This is a genomic window from Bradyrhizobium sp. UFLA05-112, from assembly GCF_053572325.1.
The window spans coordinates 64,837-85,319 of sequence record NZ_JBANBK010000025.1 but is presented as its reverse complement, the minus strand read 5'-3'; the positions used below and the strand labels follow the sequence as shown (position 1 = coordinate 85,319).

The window sequence follows — 20,483 nt, the reverse complement described above, 5'->3', positions numbered from 1 at the left end:
TTGATGCTTTGCGCCAATCTTGCGGTCCGTTTTCGCACAAGGACCGTCCGGCTGATCCTGACGCTCGTGCGCAGCGCTGCGCTGGCGTTGGCACTTTTTGTCTGCACCTCCGGCTCCATGGCCCAGGAGGGGACCACCAAGCTGGAGACCACCAAGCTCCGGGTCGCGACTCGAATAGTGCCTCCCTTGGTCATCGAGAAGAACGGCACCCTGAGCGGCTTCAGCGTTGAGCTCTGGAACGGCATTGCGGAGCGGCTGCATCGCGAGACCGAGTACGTCATCACGCCCGACGTCGCTGAGTTGCTTGCGGCCGTGGAAAGCGGGCGGGCAGATCTCGGAATCGCAGCCATCTCGATCACATCCGAGCGGGAGAACAGGTTCGACTTCTCCCAACCGATCCTGAATTCGGGACTGCAGATCCTGGTGCGCGGTACCGCCGCCAATGTCGAGCCGAATCCGCTGCTCGAGTTCGTGGAGCTCTTCTTCTCCCGCACTCTCCTGATCTGGCTTGGCATTGCGCTGCTCCTGATCCTCATTCCGGCGCATCTGATTTTCCTGGTGGAGCGACATCATCATAACGGAATCATCCCAACCAGCCGGTATTTTCCGGGAATCTTCCATGCGATGTTTTGGGCTGCAGGCACGCTGGCGACCCAGGCGGATCAAATGCCCCGGCACTGGATCGCTCGCATCGTCGCCGTGTTGTGGATGTTCACGGGCGTGGTCTTCGTAGCCTTCTATACGGCGCAACTGACGGCATCGCTGACGGTCCAGCAGATCAGGGGACCGATCAACAGTCCGCAGGATCTCGTCGGCAAGCGCGTCGGCACGACACGGGGAAGCACGGCCACACTCTATCTGAACGAGGTCAAGGCCGAGGTCCGCGAATTCGATAAAGTCGATGACCTCTACAAGGCCCTGCTGGACCAGGAGGTCGACGCGGTCGTCTTCGATTCACCTGCGCTGCTTTATTACACAACCCACGACGGCAGAGGATTGGCACGGACCGTCGGCAGTGTCTTCCATCGGGAAGACTACGGCATCGTCTTTCCGACCGGCAGCCCGCTGCGCAAGCACGTGAACGAAGCGCTTCTCGCACTGCGCGAGAGCGACGCGTATCAGCGGATTCACGAGGAATGGTTCGGCAAGCGCTAGGCCGATCCGACGCGCTCGGAGGAGCCACCACAGATCCCCGCCGTTTTCGACGCCTCGCGGACCGACGCAATTTATCCAATACGAGCGTCGCGCGCGATGCCGCCGATGTGACCGATCGTGAAGCCGCGGGAGATTGCGGCGCCGCGAGGCGAGCCTCACCTATGCTTGGTGGCAGGTTCCATCGGGGAGAACGCAATGCGTCCCATCTTGCTTTTGAGCCTTCTGATCGCGTTGTCGAGTGCTGCCAACGCCGCGCCGGTGCATCACACGCACCGGCACTATGCCGTTGACCCTGCCGCTCGCGTGTTCAGGGATCCCATGTCGAGCTATGGCTATGCGCCGCCTCGGGCGCCGGCCCCCTATCTGTACGCGCCGAGCTATCAACCCGATGCGACGTATGACAGCCCCTACAAGAATTGGGGCGGCTAGCTGATATCGCGTGCAGCCGGTCGTTTCGCACGGTTGCGCGTCACGCATTGACGTGCGTCAAGCCGAGGTTTCCCGAACGTGCCATGGTGCACGCGCGAGGATCGTCGATGCGCCGATTTGCCATGAAGGCACTGTTCACCGCCCTCCGGCTCAACCGAGAGGACAGGACGCGGATCGATTGGGATCGCAATGTCCTGATCTTCTCGACGGCGGTCACTGCGGGTCTGATCACGCTCTACGTCTTCGGCAAGGCGACGGCGCGCTGGTAGCAGCCTCTCCACTTCGGCTCAACCTTTCAGCATGCGCGTGTATTGGCGCGGCGTCATGCCACTCAAGGCACGGAAGCGCTGCGTGAAGTGACTCTGGCTGCTGAACCCGCAGGCGAGCGCGACCTCGGCAAGTGGAATATCGACTGTCGCCAACAGTTGCTTCGCGCGCTCGATACGACGGCGTAAAACAAAGCCGTGCGGGGTTTCACCCGTGGCACGCTTGAACATGCGCGCGAAATAATACGGGCTGAGCTCGGCGACCCCAGCAAGATCCTCGATGCCGAGTGGCCGGTCGAGATGGGTTTCGACAAAGTCGGTGATGCGTCGCAGTCGCGCCGGCGGGATACCGCCACGCGTCCGCAGCGCTGCCGGACCACGCGTGGTGAGGCGCGCGACCACATAGGCAAGGAGCGTCTGCGCGGCATGGCCAAGCGTCACCCGCTCCGCCGGCTCATCCCAGGCAAGAGGCAGCATGGCCTGGCGTATCAACGTCTCGATGTGGGGATCGCGAAAATACGTCTCATCGCGCAGGTCGATGGCGGCAGGATCGGCGTGAAGCGCCTCCACGGCGGCGCGCTCGAAGGCCGCGCGCGCGACATAAAGGTGGAACATGGCGATGGGACCGCTGACGTCCCAATCGCTGGTGAGACCGCGCGGCATGGTGCAGAGGCTGCCGGCGCCGTGACTGCCGATGCGCTCCCCGTCGCGACGACGATAGATGCCTTCGCCGCCACGCAGATAAAGGCTAATCGTGTGATGGTTGGGCGCGGCGTAGCGCGTGAAGGCCGTCTCGTCGCGCTCCCACAATGCCACCGCCAGGCCGCCGCCGAGCGCGACGGCGCTCCGCAACGACACATGGGCACCCTTGAGGCAGTCGAAGACGGTGAATCCCTGGAGACCGGACATCGCTAGCCGTATGGCGGTTGAAGACGCGTCCGATTAGAGCAAAAGAGCCATCGCGCCACAACGTCAGGCGCCTCGGACGCCGCGCTTTTGGAGCAAGATCCTGACAAGAACAGGCAGCGTTGCGACAGACAAGCTAGCAAGAGCCGGACTAGGGATCGCGGACTCCAACGATCGAGTGCCATGACCGCTCTGCTCTTCATCACCGTCGTCCTTGCCTGGGGCTTCACCTGGTTCGCGATCAAGCTGCAGCTCGGGATCGTCGCTCCGGAAATCTCGATCCTTTGGCGTTTCGCTCTCGCGACGGCCTTGATGTGGGCTGGCCTTGCGGCAACAGGGCGGTTGCAGCGCGTCGACTTGCAGCAGCATGGCTGGTTCGCGGCCATGGGCATCTGCCTCTTCTGCGTCAACTATATCCTCACCTATGCCGCGATCGGCCATGTCGCGAGCGGCGTCGCCTCCGTCATCTTCACGACGGTCACGATATTCAATCCGCTCAACCAATGGCTCTTCCGGGGCGAGCGCCCGAGCCGGCGCATCCTCAGCGCCGGTTTGCTGGGAATGGTCGGCATCATCCTCCTTTTCGGCGAGGCGTTCGCGGGCGTTGCGGTCGATGCCGGCACGGCGCTCGGCGTTGCGCTGCAGCTCGCCGCGGCGCTTGTCTTCTCGCTCGGCAATTTCGCCTCCTTGCGTGCCACGGCGAACGGGACGAACCTTCCCAACGCCGTCGCCCGGGCCATGACGTGGGGCACGGTCTTCCTCGCTCTCTTCTGTCTGGCACAAGGCGCAGCCTTCGTGATCGACCCCTCGCCCACCTACCTCCTCAGCCTGCTCTATCTCGCGGTGATCGGCACGATCGCGGCGTTTCTCGCCTATCTCTCGCTGGTGGCGCGGTTGGGTGCCGATCGCGCCGCTTATGTGACGGTGCTCTACCCCGTGGTCGCGCTCGCCGTCTCCAGCGCCTTCGAGGCCTACCCCTGGTCGCCCTGGTCGATCACCGGATTGGCACTCGTTGGCCTCGGCAATGTCGTCCTCTTCGTGCGCCTGCCGCCGAGCCGAGCCGCGACTTTGGAGCGAGCCGCGACGCGGGCTTGATGTCCTGCTGCGCCCGGGGGACGGCTACGGCAGCATTCGCCGCTTCATCCCACCCTGCCCGCGCGTCCGCCGCACAACCTGTGCGTGGCTTAACCATTTGGCATGCCTGCCACTTGCCCTCGCGCACTGGTTGCGCTTGATTTGCGGCGGGGATTTTAGGGGCATTTCATGCGAATATTTGGAATTGTGGCGCTCGGCGTCATGCTGGGCGGCTGCGCGTCGGTCACGCGCGGCACGACGGAAAACATCGCCATTTCATCAACACCATCCGGCGCCGAGGCGGTTGTTTCGGGACTTGACGTGCCGACCACCTGCACCACGCCATGCTCGGTCGTTGCCAAGCGCAACGCCGATATTTCCATCACCTTCCAGAAGCCGGGTTACGAGTCACAGGTGGTCCAGCTGCAACGCGACATCCCGGGCACCGGAGCCGCCGGCTTTGCCGGCAATCTGCTGCTGGGAGGTGTCGTGGGCATGGGCGTCGACGCGGTAACGGGCGCGGCAACCGACCACAAGCCCAATCCAGTCATCGTCACGATGCAGCCTTCGGCTCCGCCGCCGCGCGCGCCGGCGCCGGCTGCGAGAAAGCCGCGTCCGCCGAAGGCGCCCGAAGCCGGCACCTAAGCCTGCTCCGCAGATCGACAAAAAAGGCCGGCTCTTCAGCCGGCCTTTTTCAATTCATGACGCTCCCGATCAAACCTTGACCAGCGGCCCCTTGGAGGTCGGCCCCTTGGAGGGGCCGCCGGGACCGCCCGGCTTGGACTTGCCTGACGGCGGGCGCTTGCGGGTGCCGGGCAGCTTCTCCTGCTTCGGCGTGACCGGGCCCTCGACGAACTCGAAGCCAATCTTGTCCTTCTCGGCGTCGGCCTCGTCCTTGACCAGCACGACGCGGACATGGCCGCCGCCCTTGAGCTTGCCGAACAGGACCTCGTCGGCGAGCGGCTTCTTGATGTGCTCCTGGATCACGCGGGCCATCGGCCGCGCGCCCATCTGCTCGTCATAGCCGTGCTTGATCAGCCAGGCCTTGGCCTCCTCGGAGAGCTCGATCGTGACGTCGCGGTCGCCGAGCTGGGCCTCGAGCTGGAGCACGAACTTCTCCACCACCATGCCGATCACATCGGCATTGAGATGGGCGAAGGAGACGATGGCGTCGAGACGATTGCGGAACTCCGGCGCGAACTGCCGGTTGATCGCCTCGTGGTCGTCGCCTTCCCGCTTGGAGCGGGTGAAGCCGAAGGCCTGCCTGGCAAGGTCGGCCGCGCCGGCATTCGTGGTCATGATCAGGATCACGTTGCGGAAGTTGACCTGCTTGCCATTGTGATCGGTGAGCCGGCCGTGGTCCATGATCTGGAGCAGCACGTTGTAGAGATCGGGGTGCGCCTTCTCGATCTCGTCGAGCAACACCACGCAATGCGGATGCTGGTCGACGCCGTCGGTGAGCAGACCGCCCTGGTCGAAGCCGACATAGCCGGGAGGCGCGCCGATCAGGCGCGACACGGTGTGCCGCTCCATGTATTCGGACATATCGAAGCGCAACAGCTCGACGCCGAGGCTGGAGGCAAGCTGCTTTGCGACTTCGGTCTTGCCGACGCCTGTGGGCCCTGAGAACAGGTAGCAGCCGATCGGCTTCTCCGGTTCGCGCAGGCCGGCACGCGCCAGCTTGATCGAGGCGGACAGCGACTCGATCGCCTTGTCCTGCCCGAACACGACGCGTTTCAAGGTCTGCTCGAGATGCTTGAGCACCTCGGCATCGTCCTTCGACACGCTCTTCGGTGGGATCCGCGCCATCGAGGCGATCGTGGTCTCGATCTCCTTGATGCCGATCGTCTTCTTGCGCTTGTTCTCGGCAACCAGCATCTGCGCCGCACCGGATTCGTCGATCACGTCGATCGCCTTGTCCGGCAGCTTGCGGTCGTGGATGTAGCGCGAGGAGAGCTGCACCGCGGCCTCAATGGCCTCGTTGGTGTATTTCAGCCGGTGGTAGTCCTCGAAGTACGGCTTCAGCCCCTTGAGGATCGCGATCGCGTCCTCAACCGTCGGCTCGTTGATGTCGATCTTCTGGAAGCGCCGCACCAGCGCGCGGTCCTTCTCGAAATGCTGACGGTATTCCTTGTAGGTGGTCGAGCCCATGCAGCGGATAGTGCCCGAGGCGAGTGCCGGCTTGAGCAGGTTCGAGGCGTCCATCGCGCCGCCCGACGTCGCACCCGCACCGATCACGGTGTGGATCTCGTCGATGAACAGGATGGCGTTGGGATGCGCCTCGAGCTCCTTCAGCACCTGCTTCAGGCGTTCCTCGAAGTCGCCGCGATAGCGCGTGCCGGCGAGCAGCGTGCCCATGTCGAGCGAGAACACGGTTGCCGCCGCCAGAACCTCCGGCACCTCGCTGTCGACGATGCGCTTTGCAAGGCCTTCCGCGATCGCGGTCTTGCCGACACCGGCCTCGCCCACGAACAACGGGTTGTTCTTCTGCCGGCGGCAGAGCACCTGGATGGCGCGGTTGATCTCGGAATTGCGGCCGATCACCGGATCGATCTTGCCGTCGCGCGCCTTCTTGTTGAGATTGACGCAGTAGGTCTCGAGCGCCTCGCCTTTTTTCTTGGAGTCCTCGTTGCCCTTTGTCTCGGTTTCCTCGTCGACGCCGCGAACGGGGCGCGCCTCCGAGACGCCCGGCCGCTTGGCGATGCCGTGGCTGATGTAGTTGACCGCGTCGTAGCGCGTCATGTCCTGCTCTTGCAGGAAATACGCGGCGTGGCTCTCGCGCTCGGCGAAGATCGCGATCAGAACGTTCGCACCGGTCACTTCCTCACGACCGGATGACTGCACGTGAATCACGGCGCGCTGGATCACGCGCTGGAAACCGGCCGTCGGCTTGGCGTCGTCGGCTCCGTCCGTCACCAGATTTTCGAATTCGGTCTCAAGATAGTTGACGAGACTGGTGCGCAGCTTGTCGAGATCGACGCTGCAGGCCCGCATGACGGCTGCTGCGTCGGAGTCATCGATCAGCGACAGCAGCAGATGTTCGAGCGTCGCGTATTGGTGGTGACGCTCATTTGCGATCGCCAGCGCACGATGCAGGGATTGTTCAAGGCTTTGAGAAAAAGTCGGCATTCGCGTCCTCTGTGGCCCCCACCATCATGATCGCCATCGCCCGGTCAGGCAACAACAACCTTTGTCACATATAGTTATACAAGATCGCGGCGAAAGAGCGGTTCCGCGACACAGGACTCATGCGCGGTATTTTCGATGCAAAACCCGTTCCGATTTGGGCGGAGGTGACCCCAGGACTCGGGAGGCGCCTACTTCTTTTCCATCACGCATTGCAGCGGGTGCTGGTGCTTGCGGGCAAAATCCATCACCTGTGTGACCTTGGTCTCGGCGATCTCGTAGGTGAAGACGCCGCATTCGCCGATGCCATGATGGTGGACATGCAGCATGATCTTGGTCGCTGCCTCGATGTCCTTGTTGAAGAACTTCTCCAGCACGAGAACCACGAACTCCATCGGAGTGTAGTCGTCGTTCAGGATCAGCACCCGGTAAAGGTTGGGTCGCTTGGTCTTGGGCTTGACCTTGGTGATGACCGAGGTGCTCGGGCCGGACGGACCATTAGAACGGTTCTCGTCATTGCTCATCCGCGGAGCATAGGCGACGGCTGACGTGGGCAGATCGAGGCTGGAAGTTAGTTGCGGCATGGCACAGGCGTTCAAAATCCCCACGGAAGCGTATGGCAGCCCGCCGCGCTGCTCCGTCGTCGGAGCCTCGCATAGGCGAGCCGTCTTGTTCGATCGCCGCTCCCGACCGGTCCGGTCCTCACCGGAACGGCATCAAGGAATATGGGCCTGCCCCCGACCCGCCGCAAGCGTGCAAAGGCTCGACCAATGCGGCCGCAGCGGTCCCGATTCCCGGTCACTGGCGATCCTGACCAAGGTTAATCAATCCGGACCCATTTGACAAAAAAATCCGATCGGCAGGAACCCGGCGTGAATCCCCTGGCGGCCGCGGACCGAACACACCTCCGGTTTTCTACGGTCGAATTAACCAGCCCGCTCTTCACCGACAAAGCACCTCGCTGGCGATGTCATGAACCGCAGCGATCATCAAGCCAGTGTGCGCAAGCAACAGCTCGACGGTTTCGACAATTCCAGTCGACGACGATCCGACACCGTTCTGCGGGACTGCGCGAGCAGCTCGGCAAGTTCTGCATGCTGACCAGCTCGCCTCAGATTGTGACGACCTTCAACACGATCGATACCGCGCTCAGCAAGCTCAGGGTCTCGCAATAGCCCACGCGAACCCACCCACGAAAAAAGCCCGGCTGAACCAGCCGGGCTCTTCCGATTCCAAGACTTGACGAAGTGTTAGTGAGCGGCCGGGGTGAACTTCGAGACGATGGTCTCGACCGGCTTGAACGCCTGCTTGGCGAGGTCGTTGTAGAGGCCGGCGATCTTCTGCGATTCCGCAACGAAGGTCTCGTAGGCGGAGCGTGCGAAATCGGTCTGCGCTTCCAGCGCCTTGTCCAGCGACTTCACGCCGGAAAGCTTCTCAACGAAGGACTTGGTGTCCTCGAACGACTTCTTGGTGTAGTCGCCATAGGCGCTGGCGATCGCCTGGAGGCCGTGCTGCACCGAGCTCGCAGAGGCGACGCACTGCTCGAACTGCTCTTTCCCGTAGTTCTGAAAGTCTTCAACCTTGAACATCATGGAATCCTTTTTTCCCTGGCTCTCGTCCGGAAGCCTTAGATTTCTCAAGCCTTGGATATCTCAAGTCTTGGTTCTCTCCTTGGGGCCGCCTGACGCTGCCCACAAATAGTGCAACGCACAAAAAAGTCAAGAATCTTTGTGCGACGCACAATAATACGTGCAACTTGAGATGATTCCCGGATATCTACGCAAGGGTTCCTTAAGCTTTTGGAAACCGGCCGCCCCTACCCTGATTCCCTGGACGTGTTCAGCTTCCGACAGGCGGTCAAAAGCCGTTTGCGAACATCGCCTTAGCCAGAACAGCGGTTTGAGCCTCGATTGCCGGCGATGAGCGCCGGCGGATTGGCGGCTTAAGCAGGTCATGGTCCCGGATCTGGAGGGCACAATTTTGCCTAACGAACCGGTGATCAAGTCAGAAACGGGGACGGGGTTTCATGCTTCGTAAGAACTGGTCATCCTCGCGCTTGGCGCGGGCTGGGGTTTTCGGGCTTCTTACAGTCACCACCGCAGTCATCTTCACGACCGATGCTGCCGAGGCGCGGCGCCATCGCGGCAGGCATTATGCGCACCGCGTGCATCGCGACTCCGGCGAGAGCTATAGCCCGCAATTCGCCTCGATCATCGTCGACGGCAATTCCGGCACGACGCTGCAAGCGACGAGCCCCGACGGGATTCGTCACCCCGCTTCGCTCACCAAGATCATGACACTCTATTTGCTGTTCGAGCGTCTGGAGTCCGGCAAGGTCAAGCTCGACACCGAGATGCCCGTATCCGAACACGCTGCCGACCAGGATCCCACCAAGCTGGGCTTGCGCCCCGGCCAGACCATCCGGGTCGAGGACGCGATCAAGGGCCTCGTCACCCGTTCCGCCAACGACGCCGCGGTCGTCATCGCCGAATATATCGGCGGCACCGAGGACGATTTCGCCCAGATGATGACGCGCAAGGCGCGTGCGCTCGGCATGTCCAGGACGGTCTATCGCAACGCCTCGGGCCTTCCCAACGACGAACAGAACACGACGGCGCGCGACCAGGCCACGCTTGGCCGTGCGATCCAGGATCGCTTCCCGCGCTACTATCGCTACTTCTCGACCACGGCGTTCAATTTCCGCGGCCGGACGATCACGGGCCACAATCACCTGCTCGGCAGTGTCGAGGGCGTCGACGGCATCAAGACCGGCTATACCCGCGCCTCCGGCTTCAATCTCGTCAGCTCGATTCACCGCGGCAACCACTTCCTGGTCGGCGTGGTCCTGGGCGGCCGCAGCGGCGGCTCACGCGACGCCATCATGCGCAACCTGCTCGCAGAGAACCTCGAGAAGGGCGCCAGCAGCCGCACCGTGGCCGCCATCACCGAGCGCAATGGCGCCGACACCAGCACCGACGTCGCCGATGCCTCCGACACGCCAGCGCGTGCAGCACCGCAGGCCCAGGCCGCCGCAGCCCCCGCCCCCGAAGCGCCCGCGCCGCGCCCCGCCTCACGCCTCGCCACTCTTGCGGCCGCTACCGCGGCCATGCCGCCGGCCGCCAAGCCGGAGCCCAAGGTAGTCGAATCCAAGGTCGAACCCGCGCCGTTGACCAATGGCGTGATCTCGAGCCAGCCGCTCTCGATCATTCCGGGCTCCTCCGAACCCATGAAGCCGGTCAAGGTAAAGACGGTTCAGGTCAAGGCCGGCGCCGTGAAGATCGCCTCCGCGGCCCCGTCGCAGCCGGCACCGCCGATCACCAACACGATCTCCAGCGCGCGTGCCGAAGTCGCGGAAACCTCCGGCGCCGTCGTCGCCAAGGCTGACGTCGTCAACAAGCCGGAGGTCATCGCCAAGCCTGAAGTCGCCCGCAGCGAGTTGCCGCCGCAGCCGCCGGGCTTTGGCACCGGCAACGGCATCCTCGGCGTCCTGCCGGCCTCCAGCGCCGCGGCCCCCGCGCCTGCGCCTGCCGCAAAACTCGCCTCGGCCGAGCCGGCCCCGCAGCCGATCCAGACGAGCGCAACGACCAAGCCGGTCGCCGCGCATAGTGGCTGGATCGTGCAGGTCGGCGCGCTGGAAAGCGAGAACGAGGCGCAGCAGCGCATCGAAGCCGCCCGCAGTTCGGCCCGCGGCCTGCTCAGCAAGGCCGATCCGTTCACCGAGGTCGTCGCCAAGGACAATCGCAAGCTGTTCCGCGCCCGCTTTGCCGGGCTCGAGCGCGACCAGGCGGAGGCCGTCTGCCGCACGCTGAAGCGTGCCGACATCTCCTGCATCACCGTCCGCAACTGACGCCCACCAAATCGATCCGATCCCGATGCCCGCGCCTGGTGCGCGGGCATTGTCGTTTCAGGCAAGTCGTTTGAGACAAGCGCGAAGACTGTTTCGCAACAACCTCTCGTCAACGATTTACGGTTAAGATTTCGCTCAAGGAATCGACCACGCTGACAATGGCGGGCGACATCGGGGCGACGGCAGGCAGAGCAATACGGAGCTGACGCGGTACGGGCGTTTGTAGCGTTAGTTGCCGGAGTTAGCCGTTATGCGTGCGAAGCAGAGTATCCTTGGCCTCGTTTACCCGAGCAGCGAGATACGTCGAGCCCCCCTGGTCGGGATGCAGTTTCTTCATCAAGGTCTTGTGGGCCCGGCCGATCTCCTCGCGCCCCGCTCCCGGCTGCAGGCCAAGGATCTGATAGGCTTCCTCCGCCGTCATTTTGCCGCTCGGCGCCGCGCGACCCTGCCGCCCTGCCGCATCTCCCTGCGCGTTCTGACGCCAGGCGGGAAACCGGCGGTCAAGATAGCTTTCGAGTAGCGCGACGCTCTCCGCGTCGAAGGCGGGGCACATCGCAAGCAGCGCGGCAAGATCGAACTCGTCAAGCGAACGCCCGGCATAAGACCCGGCGACGATCTCGCCCGCAAGCTGGCCGGATTCGTGGTCCAGCCGCATGTCCAGAAATTGCGAGCGGACGCGCGAGGTCTGCCCAGGCGAGCGCGGCGCGCCGCCGAACAGCCCGCCGATATTGCCGAAGGTCGAGTTCGCGAGCGGCGTCCAGCCGAGCAGGCCGGCACCGAAGATGCCGAGCGGGATCGCGACCGCCAGTTCGCCCCGCAGGCCCGTGAAGGCAGCAACCGCCAGCGCCACGACCCCGCCGCCGACCTTGATGGCGCGCGCAAGCACCGCCGGATTGGCGGAACGGAACATCTGCAACAGCAGGTACAGGGTAACGACGGCGACAGCGCCTGCGATCAGGGTCGGCATGATCGGAATATAGTCGCCTTGGTCACAAAAAGCATGCGGGCCGGTTTCGACGCGGACGGCTAGCGCCTCACTTCATCTGCCCGATCAGCTTCGCCGCGCCGCTCGTCGTCTTGGCCAGCCTGAGCAGCGCCTCGCGGCCGCCGGCGGCGTAGGCCGCTGCCGCGCGCAAGAGCTCGCGCAGTTGCGCCGCCGCGCCCGGATCGAACCTGCACCACGCTCCGCCGGTCAGCCGTGCGATCTCGCGGAACGCCTGCTCGGCGGTCGCATCATGACCTTCCTGAAACACGAAGACCGGAACCTTGAGCATGCCGAGCTCGCCCGCCTTGGCACAGAGCTCGTCGACCTTCTCCTCCATGGCATCGCCGACGAAAACCACCGCGCGTACGCCGGAGGATGCCGCTTCGCGCCGTGCCTCCGAAAGCACCCGGCCGATCTGGGTGTCGCCGCCGCGGCAATCGATCTTGCTCATCAGGCGCGCGAGCTTGGTGCTGTCGGAGATCCATCCTGTCGCACGACACTCGTTGAAGCCACGGTAGTAGACGAGGCGGATATCGAGGCTGCCGAGCGCTGCCGCCTCGCGGAACATGTCGGCCTGGAGCGCACAGGCCATGTCCCAGGTCGGCTGCCGGCTCATCGTAGCGTCGAGCGCGAAAATCAACCGGCCCTTCGCACCGGGCGCATGCGGCGACATCGCGCGTGCCTTGGCGACGAAGGCCGCGATGTCGTCGCTGGTGGAGGTCTTTGCCTGCGGCAACCTCTCGTCGGCCTCGGCCCGCGCCGACACGGCATCGCCGCTGCGTGGTTTGGTCGGTTCGCCGGACATCCCTGCTCGCACACTAGACTACATCACCAATATGTGGCGAGCGCGCCATGATCGGTCAATGTGCAAAGGCCCCCGCGGCGGTCAGCAGCGGAGGCCCGGCAGGGCGAAAGTTCGGAGGTCGACGGAAGCGTCAGCTCTTGGAAGGTGCCATCAGCGCGACCGGGCCCGGCTCGAGCACCTTGGGCGGCGCGTTGAGGGTGTCGACGGGCGCCACTTCGCTGTCGGTGTCCGCCAGGAACTTGTCGAGCATGCCCTGGATCGAGTTCTTCGCGTCATCCGGTCCGGTGTCGCGCATGTCGTTATGCTGGAAGTCGGTCTTCACGACGGTGATGCCCGCCTTCTCGCACTCCTCGTCTGTCGGAAGCACGCCAGGATCGGTCTTGAACTGCGGATCCTTCGAGCGGAACGACAGGATCTTGAACTTGCCGGCGGTGACGAAGGGTACGCGCAGATTGTCGAGCGTCACGACCTTCTTGACCTCGTCCGGATACTGCTTGGCGAAATACATGGTGATGTCGCCGCCCATGGAATGGCCGACCATCGTCACCCTGGAATAGTTGGCGTTGGGCTGGACGGTCTTCATGTCATGCAGCGCCAGATGGATGTTGGCCACACCGCGCAGAATTTGCGGCAGGCGGCCGACATAGAGTTCGCCCGGCTTGGTCACCATCGGCGGATCGGTCGGCAGGTCATGCTGCGGGCTCACCACGAGATAGCCACGCATCGCAAAGACGTTGGCGAGGAAGCCATACTCGGTGTTCTTGACGGTGTTGCCGTGGTTGATCACGGCGACCGGCAGCGTGATCAAGCCGCTATCCGCCTGCATTTCGCGGTCACGACGAACGGCGACATCAACCGGCACCGGGCGGTTGTCGCGCGAGGCATCATAGAAGGTGATGGTCTCGTGCTTGATGGCCCACTTCGCCATCGTGAAATAGGCGACGCCTGCAAGGGCGGTGACGGAAACCAGAACGGCAATTCCACGCTTCATCTTCGTCCTCAGCCTCACGCTCAGGCTCTTCTGGCCTGAACTCCCGTTTGAAATTGTATTGCTTGAAGGCTCTTGGGCCCCTTGTCGGTTATTCCTTAATATATGTCACAGCGTCGTGACGGGAAGACCAAAAATTGTGAACCGGCAGCTCTTTCATTGTGCGCCGCACTCGTTTTCTGAGCACGGTATTCCAAGACCACTACGTCAGGTACTATTATCCCTCTGACGCAACCTGTCTGCGCCAGGTTCAATCGCAGATGGTCCCGCCGGTTCCCGTGGAACCCGGGCGCCGATCAAATATCTTTGGTGGAAGTAGCTTCGTACCGCGCCCGGTCAGGCACCGACGATGTCGTGAAGCTCGAGCGGCTTGTCGACCTGGCTGAACCATTCGGCGCGATTGGCGGCGCGGCGGCGGCCGCGCTCGTCGAGCGGCAGCTTGAGCTGGCGGAGCAGGCTCGTCACCTCCTCGCGGGCGGTGACGTGGCCGAGATTGGGCCGCATGCCGAGGGTCGCTTCGTCGATATCGTCGAGGGCGGTCAGGCCGCGCGGGAAAAATTCGCGGTAGACGACGCGCTCGGCAAAGCCGTCGACATAGCGGAAGCCGAGCCGCAGTGACAATTCCTTCAACCCGTCGGCGACGAGCTGCTTGTTGCGTGAGCCCAGCATCGACAGGCGGTTGCGCACGACGATCCAGTCGGTGGTCGAGCCATCGAGCTGGCGGCGCTTGCGCCTGACGTCGCGGACCATCTCGGCATAATGACTCTCGCCGGTCACCGCATAGTTGGCGGGATCGACGGTGCCGAGCACGTCAAAGTCGAGGAAGCTGTCGTTGATCGGGGTGACCAGGGTATCCGCCATCGAGTGCGCGAGCCGCATCAGGTAGCTGTCGGTTCCGGGCGTATCGATGACGATGAAATCGAAGTTGCTCTCGACCGCCGCGACCGCCTCCATGAACTGGAGGAACTCGGAGTTTTCGTTGTCGGCGATCTGCATGGTCTCGCCGAGTTTGATGCAACGATGCACCGGCAACTCGAGGGCGAGGCCGGTACGGCGCCCCCAGGCGGAACGGTTGTTGATGTAACGGGTAAAGCTCTGCTGGCGGCAGTCGAGGTCGATGGTGGCGACGCGTTGGCCGGCCTTCAGCAGCGCGACCGCGATGTGCAGGGCCGTGGTGGATTTCCCAGAGCCACCCTTCTCGTTGCCGAGCACGACAACATGCGCCGAGCCCAATTGGCCTTGGCTAGCCTGCACAAGCATGTAGGAATCCTCAACGCCCCTAACAAATATCTTCAAGTTGACCGGGTCTGCGGTCAAGTGAAATGCGCGACAGGAAATGCAAATCGCAACGCGCGTTTCTTAATCATGAATCGCGCACGTGTTTCGCGTCCATGATCCAGCCCACGCACCCGCGAAACATTCTCTGACTCCTGCACGTGCATGGCGTCCACCCGTGCCGCTTGTTAAGGTTAGCCCTGTCTCGCGGAACGCCGCTCCCGCGGCTACGACTTCAGCAAAGAATCCAGAAGCCGAGAATCCAGAAGCCAAGACTCCAACAGCCAAGAGTCCCGATGCCACGAAGTCCCCTGATCGCCCGCACGGTCCCTGCCCTGCGGCGCAGCCTCGACGTTTTTCACAAGCGCAAGGCCACGGTCGCGCTGGTGCCGACGATGGGCGCGCTCCATGACGGGCATATGTCCCTGGTGCGCCTCGCCAAGCGACGCGCGAACAGGGTGGTCGTGTCGATCTTCGTCAATCCGACGCAGTTCGCGCCGACTGAGGACTTCGGCGCCTATCCGCGCACCTGGAAAGCCGACATTGCAATGCTCGCGGCGGAAAACGTCGACCTCGTCTGGCACCCGACGGTCGAGGCCATGTATCGGGAGGGCTTTGGGACCCGCATCGTGCCGGAAGGACCGGCGCTCGCGGGGCTCGAGGACCGTTTCCGTCCGCACTTCTTTGGCGGCGTAGCCACCGTCGTCGCCAAGCTGTTCACGCAGTGCCGACCGGACGTCGCGATCTTCGGCGAGAAGGACTTTCAGCAATTGCGGGTGGTCACGCAGATGGCCGGGGATCTCGACCTCGGCGTCAAGGTGGTTGGCTCGCGCACGGTGCGCGAGCGCGACGGGCTCGCGATGTCCTCGCGCAACGTCTATCTGTCGGCCGAGGAGCGCAAGCTCGCCCCCACCCTCTACCGTGCCATGAAGGAGAGCGCTGGGCGGATCCGCGCCGGCGAAGCGATCGCGCCGGTGATGGCCGATGGCGCCGGCATGATCGAAAAGTCCGGCTTTGCGCTCGACTATTTTGAAGCGCGCCATGCCGAGACGCTGGCGCCGGCCACCTCGCGCATGGACGGGCCGCTGCGCATCCTGGTGGCGGCGCGGCTCGGCACCACCCGCCTGATCGACAATATCCCGGTGTAGGACGCGTTTTGGCGGCGTCTCAGAGCAAGCCGAGATCGCGCAACTCGCGCCGCATCGGCTCGGGCATCGCCGCGATGGTTCCGGCGGCGGCCTTGCCGAGATCGGGCGGCACGGCATCTTCCGTCAGATAGCGCCAGCCCTGGAACGGCCGCATCGGCCGCGGCGACACCGCGAACACCTTGGGCTGCATCACGATGCGGCAGCGCCCGATGCCGTCCTTGTCGCGGAACGGCTCGATACCGATGATCTTTTCGCGTGCGGCGATCTCGCCCTTGATCACCCAGTAAAGGGAGCCACCCGAGAGGATTTCATCGCCGCGCTTGGGCACCATGCGGGTGACGTGGATATGGCGTTGCGGCAGGCCCTCCTTCTTGGCGGTCTGCATCCGCTCGGCGATCCACTCCTTCAATTCCTTGACGGAGTCGCAGCCGACGGCGAGCTTGATCAGATGTAATGGCATGGCCCAGCATTAGCGGGCCGGCCGCGCCTTTGAAAGCCGAACTAATTGTTATCCGCAGCCGCGGGAGCAGCCGGAGCTGGCGCGGGCTGAGTTGGCGGCGCGATTTGAACCGGCGCGGGCGCAGGCGCACGCGCAGCCTTCGGAGCAGGCGGCTTCTTCGCAGCCGGAGGCGGTGCCGAAGCTTGCGCCGAACTCGCCGCAGCAGGCGCGCGCGGCGCAGCCGGCGCTGCAGCGGTTCCCGACGGCGCCGGCCGGGTGCCCGGCTCCGGCGCCATGATGCTGACCGCCGGCGTCGATGCGGCGCTCGGGAACTCCGCATTGGTCGGCTTGCCAGTCGGCATTGAAGGCGGCAGCGCGGCGACCGCACCCGGCATCGCCGCCACCGGCGTGTTCCAGCTGGATGCGTAGCGCGCGACCAGCCCCTCATAGAGATGGGCGTCCATGTTGGCGGCGACCTGTTGCTGATCCGTCAGCGAACGGAACGCGGCACAGTCGAATTGCGTGCAGCCGTCGCGGGCGACAAGCACTTGCGCAACGAGGCCATAGCGGTCGTGCTCGATGGCCCGCCGCAACGCCTTGAGCTCCGGGGGCAGGTTCTTGCCGGCGGTAGCGGCATCGCCGAGCGCCGTGAGCCGGCTGATCTGGGCCGCAGTGTAGGAGACGGCGGCGGCGACCGCTTCAGGCGAGCCGAACAGCGCCTTCTCGCAGGCCGCCAGAACGGTGTCGCCCGCGAGATCGTCGATGCAGGACAGCGCGGGCAACGCGGCGGTCATTCCGGGCCGCGCGCGGGTTTCGCTCGCGGCTCCTTCTCCGCTCGGTGCATAGGCGCGAATGGTCGCCGCGACCGCTATGCCGATCCCGAGCAGCGTGATCACGGTCAGCGCACCGTTCGCAACCGATCGCTCGGCGCGCAGCAACGTGATCAGAAGGATCAAGCCGAAGAAGCCGGCGGCCGCCAGTGTCAGCCACATCGGAAAGCCCGCTGAGCGCCAGATTTCGTCGGCCCATGCCCAGTTCATGCGCGACGTCCCCTCACGCGAGCCGAGATCAAATTCGGTGATGGCAACTGCCCGCGAAACGGCTGCAGCCCGCTCATCATGTTGACTTGAACCGGGCCGTCTGACGGCGGGTCGACATCCAATTCGTCATCACACCCTTGCGTATCGTCACGACAGGGCGAGCTGGCTTTCCTTGGCAACCCGTTCGAAGGCTTCGGTCGAGCTCTTGATCCGATACTGACAATCGTCGCCCTCGGTCGGCAGCAGACGGATGACCTCGTAGGTGCCGCTGGCAGCCGGGCGCGCGATATTGCTGGCCGTGAACAGGACGCGCGCGCCCACGGGGAATTTGTGCTTCAACACCCTCTCCATCACTCAAACAACGCCTGCCGCGCCCACGTGTCCCGCTGCGGCGGCCGGCCAGAAGCCCGGCGCGGTGTATAGCACGCGGCCGGCCTTCTTGGCCAGCGCTATGCCACTATGGCGAATGTGTGATTTTTGTAATCTTTTCAGCACGATAGCGGGCAGACCGCCCGCCAATGGTACCGTCTGGAACCCGCCAACCGCGTCAGGCGCCGTGGGGCAGCTTTCCGTCGGGGCTCGCATTATCCACAGCCTTGGGCAGCTCCTGGGCCAGGATCTGGCTGATCTGGTCCACCGGGATGTTGTAGCGCGCGGCAAGCTGTCTGACCGTGTCGTTGCCGAGCACCTGACGGAGCTGGTCGGCCGAGATCGGCAGGTTCTGGCCATTGCCGAGCCACGACTTGACCTGGTCTCCGAAGCCCGCCTGCTCGAGCTTGGCGACGATGGCGCCCAAGCCGCCCTGGTTGTTGCTGCCCAGCACCTCGTTGAGCACGGCCGGCAGCACCGCTGAGCCAAGCTGGCCGAGCGCGCTGCGGAATGCGGGATTGTTCTCAAGCGCGTCGAAGATTCCCATGGCCCGTCTCCCCTTGCGCCCGATGCGCATTTCCCATTGCCGATTGAGCGCCGCCGGCCGGCCTGCCGTCAAGCCGCGCCCAATCACATTCCTGTCTGCGCGCCGATCCCGCCCCGCCTACGCGGTTTCGAACTTCTCGATGACCAGCGTTTCGGCAAGGCCGTCCCGCGTCCATTCCTGGAATGCGGGCTGCGCCAGCATGGTGTCCATATAGGCGCGCGTCTGCGGCGCAACCTCGATCGCATAGGTGCGGAAGCGATGCACCACCGGCGCATACATCGCGTCCGCCGCGCCGAAGCGGCCGAACAGGAACGGTCCGCCCGCGCCATAGCGCTCGCGGCACTGCTGCCAGATCTCCTGCACGCGCGCGACATTGGCTTGCGCGTCCGCCGACAGCGTCACGGGACGTACCGGCCGATGCAGGTTCATGCCGCATTCGCCGCGCAGCGCCATGAAACCGGAATGCATCTCGGCGCACACCGAACGGGCATGCGCGCGCGCCGCGGCGTCGTCGGGCCAAAGCTTCTTCTCCGGAAAGCGCTCGGCGATGTATTCGATGATGCTGAGCGAATCCCACACCGTGACGTCGCCGTCGACCAGCACCGGCACCTTGCCGGCGCGGCTGAAGGAGATGATGCGTTGCTTGTCCGCGGGATTGTCGGTGTAGAGCGGGATCACGACCTCCTCGAACGGGATGTCGTTGGCGCGCAGCGCGAGCCAGGGCCGCATCGACCATGACGAGTAGTTCTTGTTGCCGATCGCGAGCTTCAGCGCCATGTGACTGGTCCTTCTCAAATGCTGGTCCATCAAGCCGCTGCTTTTAACGCCATCGCCTGCACGCAATCAATCGTTGCCGCAGCGGAACATGCATGGCAATCCTGCGCGCCAACGAGGGGATCACAATGAGCGGATACTGGGTCGACATCGCCGCCGTCGGCTTTTTCGTGCTGGAATGGCTGGTTTATGCCATCACGCTGGAGCACTCGTCCTATGGCCGCGACAGCCTGTCGGCGCGCATGAATCGCTACCGCGAGGTCTGGGTGCGCCGACTGCTCGACCGCGAGGCGCGCATGGTCGACATGCAGATCATGGCCTCGCTCCAGAACGGCACCGCCTTCTTCGCCTCCACCAGCCTGTTCGCGATCGGTGGCGCACTGGCGCTCTTGCGAGCGACCAACGACGCGCTCGCGATTCTGAGCAAGCTGCCGATCGATCTCAGCCCCTCGCCCGCGCTGTGGGAGCTGAAATGCGTCGGCCTCGTCCTGATCTGCGTCTACGCCTTCTTCAAGTTCGCCTGGGCCTATCGTCTGTTCAACTATGTCGCGATCCTGTTCGGCGGCATGCCACCGGCCTCGCAGCGCGACACACCGGCGGCCGAAGCGCATGTCCTGCGCACCTCCCGCCTGTTCGAATCGGCCGGCAGGCACTTCAACCGCGGCCAGCGCGCCTTCTTCTTCGCGCTCGGCTATCTCGGCTGGTTCATCAGCCCCTGGGTGCTCTTCGTGACGACGGCGGCGGTGGTGATCGTGACGTGGCGGCGGCAGTTCGCATCCAGCGCGTGGGCGGCAATGGCGCCGGACGAGGCGTCCGCGCAGGGCTAGATTGGTCGTCATGACGAGGCGATCAGTTGCTCCAACCTTTGCCCACATACAGCTGTCATGCCCGGCTTGACCGGGGCATCCAGTACGCCGCGGCCTATCGATTCAATCACGCCCGTCTCGGAGTACTGGATCGCCCGGTCAAGCCGGGCCATGACATCGAGAATTTGGCGCGCGCGTGCCCCAATCTCGTCATTGCGAGGAGCGAAGCGACGAAGCAATCCAGAATCCCGCCGCGGAAAGACTCTGGCTTGCTTCGTGCGCTCGCAATGACGGAGTGCGGGCGGCTTGCGATCTCCTCCAACTCGCATTTCGAATTGTGGACGCCTGCTCGTCGTCAGCGGACCGATGATCATAGATATTGACGTGGGATACTTTCCCACATATGTCTCCCGTCGCGAATTCGGACGGTAGCCGGCGCGCATGCATCCTTTCCTATGGCCGGCATCGGCACACACTGCGGTGAGGCCGCGGCAATACAAGCAC

Annotated in this window: 22 protein-coding genes; 8 read left to right on the top strand and 14 right to left on the bottom strand. The window is 64.0% G+C overall.

Annotated elements, in window-relative coordinates; translation table 11 throughout:
* The first annotated feature begins 3 nt into the window (after window positions 1–3).
* The 3 genes from SO180_RS16960 to SO180_RS16950 all read left to right on the top strand — a co-directional run bounded on the left by SO180_RS16960 (window position 4) and on the right by SO180_RS16950 (window position 1,853).
* The gene (locus SO180_RS16960) at window positions 4–1,155 is read left to right on the top strand and encodes a transporter substrate-binding domain-containing protein (protein ID WP_449379969.1); all 1,152 of its coding nucleotides are present in this window, start codon (window positions 4–6) and stop codon (window positions 1,153–1,155) included.
* A gap of 195 nt (window positions 1,156–1,350) precedes the next feature.
* Window positions 1,351–1,584, top strand: a complete 234-nt coding sequence (locus SO180_RS16955) for a hypothetical protein (RefSeq protein ID WP_449379968.1) — start codon at window positions 1,351–1,353, stop codon at window positions 1,582–1,584.
* A 107-nt stretch (window positions 1,585–1,691) separates the two neighbouring features.
* Window positions 1,692–1,853, top strand: a complete 162-nt coding sequence (locus tag SO180_RS16950; RefSeq protein ID WP_449379967.1) for a hypothetical protein — start codon at window positions 1,692–1,694, stop codon at window positions 1,851–1,853.
* 18 nt (window positions 1,854–1,871) lie between these two features.
* On the opposite strand, the gene SO180_RS16945 is transcribed toward SO180_RS16950, so the two are convergent.
* The gene (locus SO180_RS16945) at window positions 1,872–2,759 is read right to left on the bottom strand and encodes a helix-turn-helix transcriptional regulator (protein ID WP_449379966.1); all 888 of its coding nucleotides are present in this window, start codon (window positions 2,757–2,759) and stop codon (window positions 1,872–1,874) included.
* Between the two features lie 180 nt (window positions 2,760–2,939).
* Here SO180_RS16945 and SO180_RS16940 point away from each other — a divergent pair, with 180 nt between their 5' ends.
* A complete protein-coding gene (locus tag SO180_RS16940; RefSeq protein ID WP_449379965.1) occupies window positions 2,940–3,851 on the top strand; it encodes a DMT family transporter in 912 nt (303 codons plus the stop codon).
* 168 nt (window positions 3,852–4,019) lie between these two features.
* On the top strand, window positions 4,020–4,475 hold the full coding sequence (locus SO180_RS16935) for a PEGA domain-containing protein (RefSeq protein WP_449379964.1): 456 nt from the start codon (window positions 4,020–4,022) through the stop codon (window positions 4,473–4,475).
* 69 nt (window positions 4,476–4,544) lie between these two features.
* On the opposite strand, the gene clpA is transcribed toward SO180_RS16935, so the two are convergent.
* The 3 genes from clpA to SO180_RS16920 form a co-directional block, all read right to left on the bottom strand.
* Window positions 4,545–6,959, bottom strand: a complete 2,415-nt coding sequence (clpA, locus tag SO180_RS16930; protein WP_449379963.1) for an ATP-dependent Clp protease ATP-binding subunit ClpA — start codon at window positions 6,957–6,959, stop codon at window positions 4,545–4,547.
* Between the two features lie 188 nt (window positions 6,960–7,147).
* On the bottom strand, window positions 7,148–7,480 hold the full coding sequence (gene clpS / locus SO180_RS16925) for an ATP-dependent Clp protease adapter ClpS (RefSeq protein WP_027523020.1): 333 nt from the start codon (window positions 7,478–7,480) through the stop codon (window positions 7,148–7,150).
* Window positions 7,481–8,206: 726 nt separating this feature from the next.
* Window positions 8,207–8,545, bottom strand: coding sequence for a phasin family protein (locus tag SO180_RS16920; protein ID WP_027523022.1), 339 nt, complete (start codon window positions 8,543–8,545; stop codon window positions 8,207–8,209).
* 437 nt (window positions 8,546–8,982) lie between these two features.
* On the opposite strand from SO180_RS16920, the gene SO180_RS16915 reads away from it, so the two are divergent.
* Window positions 8,983–10,803, top strand: a complete 1,821-nt coding sequence (locus SO180_RS16915; protein WP_449379962.1) for a serine hydrolase — start codon at window positions 8,983–8,985, stop codon at window positions 10,801–10,803.
* Between the two features lie 241 nt (window positions 10,804–11,044).
* Here the strand turns inward: SO180_RS16915 and SO180_RS16910 are convergent, their stop codons facing one another.
* The 4 genes from SO180_RS16910 to SO180_RS16895 all read right to left on the bottom strand — a co-directional run bounded on the left by SO180_RS16910 (window position 11,045) and on the right by SO180_RS16895 (window position 14,841).
* A complete protein-coding gene (locus SO180_RS16910; protein WP_449379961.1) occupies window positions 11,045–11,770 on the bottom strand; it encodes a DnaJ domain-containing protein in 726 nt (241 codons plus the stop codon).
* Window positions 11,771–11,837: 67 nt separating this feature from the next.
* Window positions 11,838–12,593, bottom strand: a complete 756-nt coding sequence (locus SO180_RS16905) for a vWA domain-containing protein (RefSeq protein WP_449379960.1) — start codon at window positions 12,591–12,593, stop codon at window positions 11,838–11,840.
* Between the two features lie 130 nt (window positions 12,594–12,723).
* Window positions 12,724–13,584: an alpha/beta fold hydrolase gene (locus tag SO180_RS16900; protein WP_449379959.1), complete on the bottom strand. Its 861-nt coding sequence runs from the start codon at window positions 13,582–13,584 to the stop codon at window positions 12,724–12,726.
* Window positions 13,585–13,917: 333 nt separating this feature from the next.
* The gene (locus SO180_RS16895) at window positions 13,918–14,841 is read right to left on the bottom strand and encodes a division plane positioning ATPase MipZ (protein ID WP_449379958.1); all 924 of its coding nucleotides are present in this window, start codon (window positions 14,839–14,841) and stop codon (window positions 13,918–13,920) included.
* A gap of 311 nt (window positions 14,842–15,152) precedes the next feature.
* Between SO180_RS16895 and panC the strand changes: the two genes are divergently transcribed.
* A complete protein-coding gene (gene panC / locus SO180_RS16890; RefSeq protein WP_449379957.1) occupies window positions 15,153–16,004 on the top strand; it encodes a pantoate--beta-alanine ligase in 852 nt (283 codons plus the stop codon).
* Between the two features lie 19 nt (window positions 16,005–16,023).
* On the opposite strand, the gene SO180_RS16885 is transcribed toward panC, so the two are convergent.
* The 5 genes from SO180_RS16885 to SO180_RS16865 form a co-directional block, all read right to left on the bottom strand.
* Window positions 16,024–16,464 (bottom strand): DUF1489 family protein, encoded by a 441-nt coding sequence (locus SO180_RS16885; protein ID WP_449379956.1) that lies wholly within the window; start codon window positions 16,462–16,464, stop codon window positions 16,024–16,026.
* A gap of 41 nt (window positions 16,465–16,505) precedes the next feature.
* Window positions 16,506–17,483, bottom strand: coding sequence for a hypothetical protein (locus tag SO180_RS16880; RefSeq protein ID WP_449379955.1), 978 nt, complete (start codon window positions 17,481–17,483; stop codon window positions 16,506–16,508).
* A gap of 147 nt (window positions 17,484–17,630) precedes the next feature.
* Complete coding sequence (locus tag SO180_RS16875) at window positions 17,631–17,834, bottom strand: hypothetical protein (protein WP_156944292.1); 204 nt, start codon at window positions 17,832–17,834, stop codon at window positions 17,631–17,633.
* A 196-nt stretch (window positions 17,835–18,030) separates the two neighbouring features.
* Window positions 18,031–18,399: a YidB family protein gene (locus SO180_RS16870; protein WP_449379954.1), complete on the bottom strand. Its 369-nt coding sequence runs from the start codon at window positions 18,397–18,399 to the stop codon at window positions 18,031–18,033.
* Window positions 18,400–18,516: 117 nt separating this feature from the next.
* Window positions 18,517–19,176, bottom strand: a complete 660-nt coding sequence (locus tag SO180_RS16865; protein WP_449379953.1) for a glutathione S-transferase family protein — start codon at window positions 19,174–19,176, stop codon at window positions 18,517–18,519.
* A gap of 125 nt (window positions 19,177–19,301) precedes the next feature.
* Between SO180_RS16865 and SO180_RS16860 the strand changes: the two genes are divergently transcribed.
* Window positions 19,302–20,000: a DUF599 domain-containing protein gene (locus SO180_RS16860; protein WP_449379992.1), complete on the top strand. Its 699-nt coding sequence runs from the start codon at window positions 19,302–19,304 to the stop codon at window positions 19,998–20,000.
* An 8-nt stretch (window positions 20,001–20,008) separates the two neighbouring features.
* Here the strand turns inward: SO180_RS16860 and SO180_RS16855 are convergent, their stop codons facing one another.
* Window positions 20,009–20,218, bottom strand: coding sequence for a hypothetical protein (locus SO180_RS16855; RefSeq protein ID WP_449379952.1), 210 nt, complete (start codon window positions 20,216–20,218; stop codon window positions 20,009–20,011).
* Window positions 20,219–20,483 lie beyond the last annotated feature (265 nt).

Bases quoted from the DNA above. Each gene is read 5' to 3' on its own strand.
- SO180_RS16870 (WP_449379954.1), bottom strand. From the start codon at position 18,399: ATGGGAATCTTCGACGCGCTTGAGAACAATCCCGCATTCCGCAGCGCG.
- SO180_RS16910 (WP_449379961.1), bottom strand. From the start codon at position 11,770: ATGCCGACCCTGATCGCAGGCGCTGTCGCCGTCGTTACCCTGTACCTG.
- SO180_RS16880 (WP_449379955.1), bottom strand. From the start codon at position 17,483: ATGAACTGGGCATGGGCCGACGAAATCTGGCGCTCAGCGGGCTTTCCG.
- SO180_RS16955 (WP_449379968.1), top strand. From the start codon at position 1,351: ATGCGTCCCATCTTGCTTTTGAGCCTTCTGATCGCGTTGTCGAGTGCT.
- SO180_RS16895 (WP_449379958.1), bottom strand. From the start codon at position 14,841: ATGCTTGTGCAGGCTAGCCAAGGCCAATTGGGCTCGGCGCATGTTGTC.
- SO180_RS16960 (WP_449379969.1), top strand. From the start codon at position 4: ATGCTTTGCGCCAATCTTGCGGTCCGTTTTCGCACAAGGACCGTCCGG.
- clpS (WP_027523020.1), bottom strand. From the start codon at position 7,480: ATGAGCAATGACGAGAACCGTTCTAATGGTCCGTCCGGCCCGAGCACC.
- SO180_RS16935 (WP_449379964.1), top strand. From the start codon at position 4,020: ATGCGAATATTTGGAATTGTGGCGCTCGGCGTCATGCTGGGCGGCTGC.
- SO180_RS16920 (WP_027523022.1), bottom strand. From the start codon at position 8,545: ATGTTCAAGGTTGAAGACTTTCAGAACTACGGGAAAGAGCAGTTCGAG.
- SO180_RS16945 (WP_449379966.1), bottom strand. From the start codon at position 2,759: ATGTCCGGTCTCCAGGGATTCACCGTCTTCGACTGCCTCAAGGGTGCC.
- SO180_RS16865 (WP_449379953.1), bottom strand. From the start codon at position 19,176: ATGGCGCTGAAGCTCGCGATCGGCAACAAGAACTACTCGTCATGGTCG.
- SO180_RS16860 (WP_449379992.1), top strand. From the start codon at position 19,302: ATGAGCGGATACTGGGTCGACATCGCCGCCGTCGGCTTTTTCGTGCTG.
- SO180_RS16885 (WP_449379956.1), bottom strand. From the start codon at position 16,464: ATGCCATTACATCTGATCAAGCTCGCCGTCGGCTGCGACTCCGTCAAG.
- panC (WP_449379957.1), top strand. From the start codon at position 15,153: ATGCCACGAAGTCCCCTGATCGCCCGCACGGTCCCTGCCCTGCGGCGC.
- SO180_RS16905 (WP_449379960.1), bottom strand. From the start codon at position 12,593: ATGTCCGGCGAACCGACCAAACCACGCAGCGGCGATGCCGTGTCGGCG.
- SO180_RS16915 (WP_449379962.1), top strand. From the start codon at position 8,983: ATGCTTCGTAAGAACTGGTCATCCTCGCGCTTGGCGCGGGCTGGGGTT.
- SO180_RS16940 (WP_449379965.1), top strand. From the start codon at position 2,940: ATGACCGCTCTGCTCTTCATCACCGTCGTCCTTGCCTGGGGCTTCACC.
- clpA (WP_449379963.1), bottom strand. From the start codon at position 6,959: ATGCCGACTTTTTCTCAAAGCCTTGAACAATCCCTGCATCGTGCGCTG.
- SO180_RS16900 (WP_449379959.1), bottom strand. From the start codon at position 13,584: ATGAAGCGTGGAATTGCCGTTCTGGTTTCCGTCACCGCCCTTGCAGGC.
- SO180_RS16950 (WP_449379967.1), top strand. From the start codon at position 1,692: ATGCGCCGATTTGCCATGAAGGCACTGTTCACCGCCCTCCGGCTCAAC.
- SO180_RS16875 (WP_156944292.1), bottom strand. From the start codon at position 17,834: ATGGAGAGGGTGTTGAAGCACAAATTCCCCGTGGGCGCGCGCGTCCTG.